Below are 7,609 nucleotides of genomic sequence, written 5' to 3' on the forward strand. Positions count from 1 at the left end.
GCCTCAGTCAAAGCGAGACCGGTTTTTCTCCGTCCTCGGGCTCATGCGGCTGGCGGCGACGGGTTGGCAGGAAGCCGGGAGTCACCGCCGCATAGCGGTCGTATGCCTCCCCGAACTCTTGCCGCATGGTGCGCTCCTCGGTCCGGGCCAACCGGACATACATGCCCACGAGCACGGGAAACATCAGCAGCGTCGGGAGCGTGGGCCACTGGACCAAGAACCCGAGCATGATCAGGATAAACCCCGCATACTGCGGGTGCCGGATGTGCGCGTAGGGACCCGTCATGGCTAGTGCATGAGTGCGTTGGGCTTCATGTAACACTCTCCAGGCCGAGGCCAGAAGGGCAAAGCCGCTAACAATGAGGGCGCTGCTCAGGAGATGGAACAGATCGAAATGGGAGTGAGCCTTGATGCCTAGCAGCGTCGGCCACAGATGGCCGGCTTCGTGAGAAAAGACATCAAGTCCCGGATGCCGACGCAGCAACCACCCGGACAGGAGATACACGGTCAACGGGAACCCGTACATCTCGGTGAACAGCGCCACAATAAAGGCGGCGAAGGCGCTCAGTGACCGCCAATCACGCGCCGTGCGTGGTCTGGTGAAACTGAACGCGAAGATGATGAAGACCAAGGAATTGATGATCACCAAGGACCACAGGCCGTAGGCCGATTCGTTAGACATCGCCGTGGCCTCCCCCTCGGTCAGGCTGGTGAGCCGGCTCTGATTCCGGTCGGCTCGTGGCCTCATGCGGGCGATGCCTGCCATGCAAGAAGAGATGGAGCAGTGGGCACGCAAGCAACAACAGATACGGCAGCAGGCCGAACAAATGGGCCCGATGCTCAGTCAGCAGAAAAAACCCCGTGATCGCCAGAAAGGCACAGAGCACGATCCAGGGACGAGTTGACGGGCTCGATCGAGGATCAGACATAGGCATTCGCCGTATACTGTTGCACCATACGGTGCGTGTTGAAAAACGACGCGTTGAAGGCAATGGTTGACCGCATGATCTCACTCCATCGCTCTCGGTCCTGATAGAACAAGGGCGCAATTACCCCGCGCAGCTTGTCGTACAGCTCGCGGACATCCTGAGCACCGCTCCCTTCCTGTGACGCGCCATCAGAAGGGCCGCGGCCGATGGACCACCCCGTGATGCCCTCGATATGGCCTTCCATCCACCATCCGTCAAGGACGCTCAAGCTCGGAACTCCGTTGTGCGCGGCCTTCATCCCAGAAGTTCCAGAGGCTTCCAGGGGCGGCAGGGGCGTGTTCAACCACAAATCGACGCCTGCAGTGAGAAGCTTGGCCAAGCCCAGGTCGTATTCCTCTAAGTAGACGATTGGAATCTCCCGCTTGAGCTGCTCGGCGATGCGGATGATCCGCCGAATGATTTCTTTCCCCGGCTCGTCCTTGGGATGGGCCTTCCCCGCAAACATGAATTGGATCGGGCCTACTGTGCGGACCATGTCGAGCAGCTGGCTCAGCTCCGAAAAGACCAGCTCCGCCCGTTTATACTGGGTGGCGCGTCGTGCGAATCCAATGGTCAGCGCATCGTCGCGAAAGGGCACGGGTGTTCGTTTCCGAACTTCTCCGAGCAAGCGCTGCTTGGCGTCGACATGCGCGGCCCAGATCTCTTGGGTCGGAATGCTGATGGCATGGCGGAGGGCGAAGGGATCAGTTCGCCAGCCAGGGATATGCCGGTCATAGAGCTGCTGGAAGCTGGGAGATGTCCAGGTGGCCGAATGCACGCCGTTGGTAATGGAGTCGATGGCATACCCTGGGAACATGTCCTGCGAGACTTCTCCGTGACGCTTGGCGACGCCGTTCACGTAGCTGCTCATATTCAAGGCCAGGAGCGTCATGTTCAGCCGGTCTCTGCCGCCCAGCATTTGTAGAACTTCCTGTGGCGCTGTATCGCCAAGCATCTGCTTCACCAGCTCATACGAGAACTGATCATGGCCGGCCGGCACGGGGGTATGGGTGGTGAAGATGCAGGCCTGCCTCACGCTATCGAAATTCCATGACACCGGCTCGCTCTGTTTGCGCTCGCGCAGCAGTTCAAGAGCCAGCAAGGCCGCATGGCCTTCGTTCATATGGAACCGTTCGATGTGGGTGTAGCCCAAGGCTTGGAGCATTCTGACGCCGCCGATCCCCAAGACGATTTCCTGAGCCAGACGATACCGTTCATCGCCACCATAGAGGTCATTGGTCAGCTCCCGATCGCCGGTCGCGTTCTCCTCGACATGGGCATCTAAGAGCAGCACGGGCACCACATACCCGGTGAGGCCGGTGATGTTGTACTGCCACGCCCGTAGAATGACGGGGCGGCCTTCAATCGATACGCGGACTGTCGTGGGAAGCAGCCGAGCGAGCCTCGCAGGATCCCACTGCACAGGCTGTTCATGCTGATTGCCCCATTCGTCCAAATGCTGCTCGAAATAGCCGCGCCTATAGAGCAGACTGACCGCCACGATGGGGATCTTGAGATCGGCGCAGGATCGCAACGTGTCACCAGCCAGGACGCCCAGGCCGCCACTGTAGGTCGGGATGCCCTGGTTCACCGCCACTTCCATCGAAAAATACGCGATCCGCCTGGCCACATCCGCGACGCCCGGTGCCGCTCCTGCCGATCCAGTCGCGTAGCGTTCCGGAGTGGCCAAGAAGGTTCGCTGACAGAGATCCGAGCAGAACCGGAACTCTTGTCCCTGAGAGACGACGGAGAGTCCTTCACCAGCCGGAATCATCATGCCACAGACCGGATCTTTCACAGTGTTCATCGGTGAGGCTCCTTCTCTCTTCGCCCTTACAGAGTCGCGACGACGTTGAACCTGTCGGCTAGGAGGACATTCGCTCCTACCCTCGGGGGAACGTAAGAATCTCTCGCTCCGCGTCGACCCAGTCCTCCACGGCGCACCCCTCCCGGCACCCTCGCTCGAGATAGAGCGCATAGGCCCGCTTCGCGATGCGCTCCCGTAGCTCATCGGATAAGGCACCCTCTTGGAGGTGATCCTTCTGTGTGGTGACGCCCTTTTCGTTGTGCTTCCCCTTCACAAGTTGCTGCTTCATGTCGATCCCCCTTTTCTATTGGTCTGCAATCGAATGGTACTTCCTCTTTCCACCGCGCATAGGCCTGCCATCATCGTTCACTCTTCGCTACCGACTCTCCACCGTTGACGTCAATGATCGTATGGTTCCATTTAAACTCGTGGCTCACCGCCTTTTACAGAGCGAACAGGATCGAAACGGTCACCAAGCTGAATCTCTTCGCGATATTGGCCTTCATGACACTCTGTGCTCATTGTCCATGGGCTTTGGCGCCCATGCCATTGACATACCGAGAGACGACGGTGACGCTCCGAAAGATCAGCGGCGGAAGCACCAGCATCTGGGTCATAGGGACAAGGCCGATGTTGACGATGGGCACGAGCGGCATCTGTTCACGATACGTCCACCAGCGCAGCACATGAACGGTGGTCCACTCGACGCCGACGCTGATCGCGACACCTGAAACCAGCATCACAAGGTAGCCTTTGATTCCCGGCTGCTCGAACCATGTTCGGCGACCTAGGGCCATCCAGCCAACGCCAAAGATCACCACAACGAACAGGCCGTCTGCCAGACTCGCAACCAGACAGAGCCACCACGGAATACTGGCTCCGCCGGAATGAACGTAGAGCTGCGACTGCAGGCGCTCCCAGGGATAATTGACCAGGACCGCCACGACAAACAGCATCGTGAGCCGCCGGACTAGATCGCCGGACCAGTGCTCGGACGATGACGCGCTCACGTCCTCTTCGCCATGAGAAGTTCCTGACTCAATGCGGTTCCTGCTGCCCACGCAACCTCTCCAGTATCCAATCCTGAAACGCTCGGTGCGCCGCCAGTTCCTGAAAGACCGTTCGCTCGAGCGTCGGATGGTGGTGGAGATGTTCCGCCAGGAGGCGAGCGAGCTTTCGATCCCCGTCAGGTCCTTGTCCGAGTTGATGGAGCACCTCGTGCACAAAGTGCTCATCCTGCGTGCCTCGTGCCACCAGTTGCTCCCGCAAGGCTTGATCTCCCAGGACCCGATCCACCACCGTCGCATCTGCCGGCATCGTATGGGCACAGGCCGAGAGTCCCAGCGCGACACCAATCCCCAGCCATCCCGTCAGGCACTGCATGCTGTCCTCCTTGAGCCATACCCCATGAAACGGCTTTGCGACACCACTTACTGACTCATGCCGTGCGGACGCATCGCGCGGTGTTCTTGGGCCAACGCATCCGCTTCGTCCGCCGCTTTCAGGTTGTTTTGAGCGATCGCCCGACAGTGAGCAGCATGTTGCCTCGGTTCAGTTTTCCCGTGGGGATCCGAATGCTTGTCGTAGTACTCGGCCGTGAACTCCCACTGTTTGGCTTTCTCCCTGAGTTCCTGCGCCTGCTGGGCATAGTAGTTTGCCAGGCCGTTATGATCGTTCGCGTTAATCATCCGTTGCGTTGAGGTCTCTGCACAGCCGTGCAGCACCAGCACGAGCCCGACCGCGAATACCGTGAAAACCCATCTAGCTCTCAACATGGCACCCCTCCTGCCGTGGCAGTGAACCTTGTCACTGCATCGATGAGTTGCCGTTGTCTCGTATCATCACCTGTACTGGATTCCCGTATCTTCCCACTGCTCAACCCAAGACACTGACACACGTCTTCTTATAGATAGACGTTGAGGACCCTCTAGCATTACAGTTTGGAGTCTCCGCGCGAAGGCCGCACCCGGCTTTCCATCGTCGGAAAGGCCGACACATCACACCTGCAGTTCCGACAACTGCGCTCACAGCACGGACCACAAAAACGCACCAAGCGTGCCCGTAAGACTTGGCGTGCCCGATGTAAACGCACCCTCACGTTATTGCGGGTCATCGCCAAATCTTTCGCGACTGTTTTGGATGACTCCCCCTCGAGATCAATGCGCCGGATGAGTTCCGCATAACTTGGCCGCAGGGTGGGCAGCAGCACGTATACACAACTGCATGGGTTGTCGCCGACCTCCTCAAACGGAGGCACCTTGCCATGCCCTGCGTGGATGAGGGCCCGGCGATAGGCTTTCTGTCCCTTCGCTTCGACTGCGCGCTTCCGCAGATAGTCGACCAGGGTATGGCGGAGAATGCTGCAGAACCAGGCCACGGCATCCTCACGACGCCGTAACGAGGATCGGCGTTCTATCGCTCGGAGCACACTCTGCTGAAAGAGGTCCTGCGCCACGCCAGCATCCCCAATTCGGTTGCGCACAAAAGATAGGAAGACGGCCCTCGCATTCAGGATTTGCTGGATCGGGTCCTGCCCACTATGCGCTTGTGCACGCCGATTGTTGCTTTGGTTCCTGCGTCTCATCATGACCTGGCCACTCCCTGTCCAACAGTGCTGACTTGCGTGGCACCGACCCCACGACCCATCCCCGATGGAGCAGGCCCTCCTGCCTTCAGCGCTGGATCTGGTCCACGGCCCCACCAACTCGTTGAGTTGGCCCATTGTTGGCGTACCTCTTGGACTATCCCCTACGGACGCATCGCGCGGTGCTCTTGGGCCAACGCATCGGCTTCATCCGCCGCTCTCAGGTTGTTTTGAGCGATCGCGCGACAATGCGCGGCATGCTGCTTGGGCTCCGTCTTGCCATGCGGCTCCGAATGTTTGTCGTAGTACTCCGCCGTGGTCTCCCACCGTTTCGCTTTCTCCCTGAGCTCCTGAGCCTGCTGGGTGTAGTAGGTGGCCAGACCGTTATGATCGTTCGCATTGATCATCCGTTGCATGGAAGTTTCCGCACAGCCTTGGAGCATCAACACCAACCCGACCGCACCTAACCTCGCAACCCATCGCCCGTTCGACATGACAGGCCTCCTGTGTTGGCAGTGAACTCGTTCACTGCCCATGTGAAGAATGATGGCACGATGCTCGCGACCCCTCGCCTGTCAGGAATCCTCCACTGCGGTTGCGGGAGAGAGCCACCCTTCCGGCCTAGTGGCTGTGCATGTGTCCATCCGACGACATTCCAGGAACTTCCTTGTCCGGAACCGTCACACCCCTCAGAGGCGGAGAATCCCAAATCACCTTGTTCCCGGGCGCCAGATTCGCCGCCTTGATGAAATGCGCGTCGCCCTCTTGCATCGCCTTCAGTCGATATAAGGTCATGCCTAAGTTGTAGTGGGCTTCAGCGAACTCCGGAGATGCGGCGATCGCCGCGTCGAAATGTTGCTTCGCACTCTCCCACTGACTCTGGTGATAGGCATGAATCCCTTCGTCATGGTGACGCGCCGCCGCGGCATTCGTGCCGGCGGGTGCGGGCAAGGCCATCCGCTTCGGCGTCGATTGACACCCGCTCCCTATGAACACGCCGACTAGCACCAGGATCATCATGAGGTCTGTACGCTTCATCCAACCCTCCATTCACTATGGATTACTGGCTCACCCGCACATCCTATTACTTCGCTTCTGCGGATGGCCGCATCTGTGGCTCTCGTCGCTCCTTCCACCAGCGCCACATCAACAAAGCTGGGGGATGACAAACAGCGTCAGCATCATGGCGGAGAAGACCCTGCCCCTTGAGGCGCGGTGACACGCTTCCGGACATCGGCACCCGTGCCGGCATCCCACAGGGGGAACAAGCCGATGACATCCACCAAGCCAATCACCGCCATCGAGCGGAGTCGTTCCACGGCAATGCCTCTCGCTATCCAGCCCTGGAATTACCAGGGTCCCCGTCAATCCGTGTCCTTACTTCTTAAAGATCAGCCGAGGCACTTGCATCTCTCCTATCGCCACGACCACAAGCTCCCAGCCCCCGCCGCCGTACTCATTTAATACGGTTTGCAAGGCCTGAGTGTCCCCCGGCACATCAGCCACCCTATACACGAACCGCTTGGCCTCCTGTGCGGATGACGGCCCGAGCATCGGCCATAGCCCGATCACGAGATTCAGCATCAATAGCCCAATTGCGATGGCCCATCTCCAACTCATATGCGTGCTCTTCATACGTGATCGCCTCCTCTTGCCTCGTGCCCCACGTCTCTCGTCCCTTCCCGCTTGCCCTCCGTCTGCCAGCGCCAGATAACATAGATCGCCGGAATCACCACCAGGGTCAGGAGCATCGCGGTGAAGATCCCGCCGACCATGGGGGCCGCGATCCGCTTCATCACGTCGGCTCCGGTCCCCGTGGCCCACATGACCGGCATCAGTCCGACAATGTTAGCGAGCGAGGTCATGATCACCGGTCGGATGCGTTCCAACGCCCCTTGCTGGACCGTTTCGAACAGATCAGAAAGGGTGCGGAGCGTGCCGGCCTTTTGTCGTCGAGCACAGGCTCCATCTAAATACGCCAGCATGATCGCGCTGGTCTCGGCTCCGACCCCGGCCAGTGCGATCAGCCCGACCCACACGGCGATACTCATGTTGTAGTCGAGCAGGCTGAGCGCCCAGACCCCTCCCACCATAGACAGCGGGACTCCGAGCATGACCATCAAGGTTTCGGCGACTGAGCGGAAGGTGAAGTAGTACAGCACGAAGATGATGGCGAGCGTGAGGGGAATGAAGATCGTGAGCCGCTCCCGCACCCGCTGCATGTATTCGTACTGGCCGGACCACATGATC

Annotated in this window: 11 protein-coding genes; all 11 read right to left on the bottom strand. The window is 59.4% G+C overall.

Annotation, left to right across the window (positions count from 1 at the left end; translation table 11 throughout):
- Positions 1-7 precede the first annotated feature (7 nt).
- The gene (locus Q8N04_09775; protein MDP3090956.1) at positions 8-682 is read right to left on the bottom strand and encodes an isoprenylcysteine carboxylmethyltransferase family protein; all 675 of its coding nucleotides are present in this window, start codon (positions 680-682) and stop codon (positions 8-10) included.
- Entirely contained in the window at positions 675-929 is a 255-nt protein-coding gene (locus Q8N04_09780; GenBank protein MDP3090957.1) for a DUF2933 domain-containing protein, read from the bottom strand. Before Q8N04_09780 ends, Q8N04_09775 begins: the two co-directional genes overlap by 8 nt.
- On the bottom strand, positions 922-2,775 hold the full coding sequence (glgP, locus tag Q8N04_09785; protein MDP3090958.1) for an alpha-glucan family phosphorylase: 1,854 nt from the start codon (positions 2,773-2,775) through the stop codon (positions 922-924). The genes Q8N04_09780 and glgP overlap by 8 nt, the downstream gene beginning before the upstream one ends.
- 76 nt (positions 2,776-2,851) lie before the next feature.
- Entirely contained in the window at positions 2,852-3,064 is a 213-nt protein-coding gene (locus Q8N04_09790; protein ID MDP3090959.1) for a DUF2934 domain-containing protein, read from the bottom strand.
- Positions 3,065-3,293: 229 nt separating this feature from the next.
- Entirely contained in the window at positions 3,294-3,785 is a 492-nt protein-coding gene (locus Q8N04_09795) for a hypothetical protein (GenBank protein MDP3090960.1), read from the bottom strand.
- Between the two features lie 28 nt (positions 3,786-3,813).
- On the bottom strand, positions 3,814-4,158 hold the full coding sequence (locus Q8N04_09800) for a hypothetical protein (protein ID MDP3090961.1): 345 nt from the start codon (positions 4,156-4,158) through the stop codon (positions 3,814-3,816).
- A gap of 47 nt (positions 4,159-4,205) precedes the next feature.
- Complete coding sequence (locus Q8N04_09805; protein MDP3090962.1) at positions 4,206-4,550, bottom strand: hypothetical protein; 345 nt, start codon at positions 4,548-4,550, stop codon at positions 4,206-4,208.
- Between the two features lie 973 nt (positions 4,551-5,523).
- Positions 5,524-5,853, bottom strand: coding sequence for a hypothetical protein (locus Q8N04_09810; protein MDP3090963.1), 330 nt, complete (start codon positions 5,851-5,853; stop codon positions 5,524-5,526).
- A gap of 127 nt (positions 5,854-5,980) precedes the next feature.
- Complete coding sequence (locus Q8N04_09815) at positions 5,981-6,397, bottom strand: tetratricopeptide repeat protein (protein ID MDP3090964.1); 417 nt, start codon at positions 6,395-6,397, stop codon at positions 5,981-5,983.
- Between the two features lie 339 nt (positions 6,398-6,736).
- Positions 6,737-6,994, bottom strand: coding sequence for a hypothetical protein (locus tag Q8N04_09820; protein ID MDP3090965.1), 258 nt, complete (start codon positions 6,992-6,994; stop codon positions 6,737-6,739).
- On the bottom strand, positions 6,991-7,609 hold a 619-nt coding region (locus Q8N04_09825), incomplete at its 5' end, for an efflux RND transporter permease subunit (GenBank protein MDP3090966.1). The genes Q8N04_09825 and Q8N04_09820, both read right to left, overlap by 4 nt.

This window comes from Nitrospira sp. (assembly GCA_030692565.1).
GTDB lineage: Bacteria > Nitrospirota > Nitrospiria > Nitrospirales > Nitrospiraceae > Nitrospira_D.

Excerpts from the sequence above, each read along its gene's own strand:
- Q8N04_09775 (MDP3090956.1), bottom strand. The coding sequence starts at position 682 with ATGTCTAACGAATCGGCCTACGGCCTGTGGTCCTTGGTGATCATCAAT.
- Q8N04_09780 (MDP3090957.1), bottom strand. The coding sequence starts at position 929 with ATGTCTGATCCTCGATCGAGCCCGTCAACTCGTCCCTGGATCGTGCTC.
- glgP (MDP3090958.1), bottom strand. The coding sequence starts at position 2,775 with ATGAACACTGTGAAAGATCCGGTCTGTGGCATGATGATTCCGGCTGGT.
- Q8N04_09790 (MDP3090959.1), bottom strand. The coding sequence starts at position 3,064 with ATGAAGCAGCAACTTGTGAAGGGGAAGCACAACGAAAAGGGCGTCACC.
- Q8N04_09800 (MDP3090961.1), bottom strand. The coding sequence starts at position 4,158 with ATGCAGTGCCTGACGGGATGGCTGGGGATTGGTGTCGCGCTGGGACTC.
- Q8N04_09805 (MDP3090962.1), bottom strand. The coding sequence starts at position 4,550 with ATGTTGAGAGCTAGATGGGTTTTCACGGTATTCGCGGTCGGGCTCGTG.
- Q8N04_09810 (MDP3090963.1), bottom strand. The coding sequence starts at position 5,853 with ATGTCGAACGGGCGATGGGTTGCGAGGTTAGGTGCGGTCGGGTTGGTG.
- Q8N04_09815 (MDP3090964.1), bottom strand. The coding sequence starts at position 6,397 with ATGAAGCGTACAGACCTCATGATGATCCTGGTGCTAGTCGGCGTGTTC.
- Q8N04_09820 (MDP3090965.1), bottom strand. The coding sequence starts at position 6,994 with ATGAAGAGCACGCATATGAGTTGGAGATGGGCCATCGCAATTGGGCTA.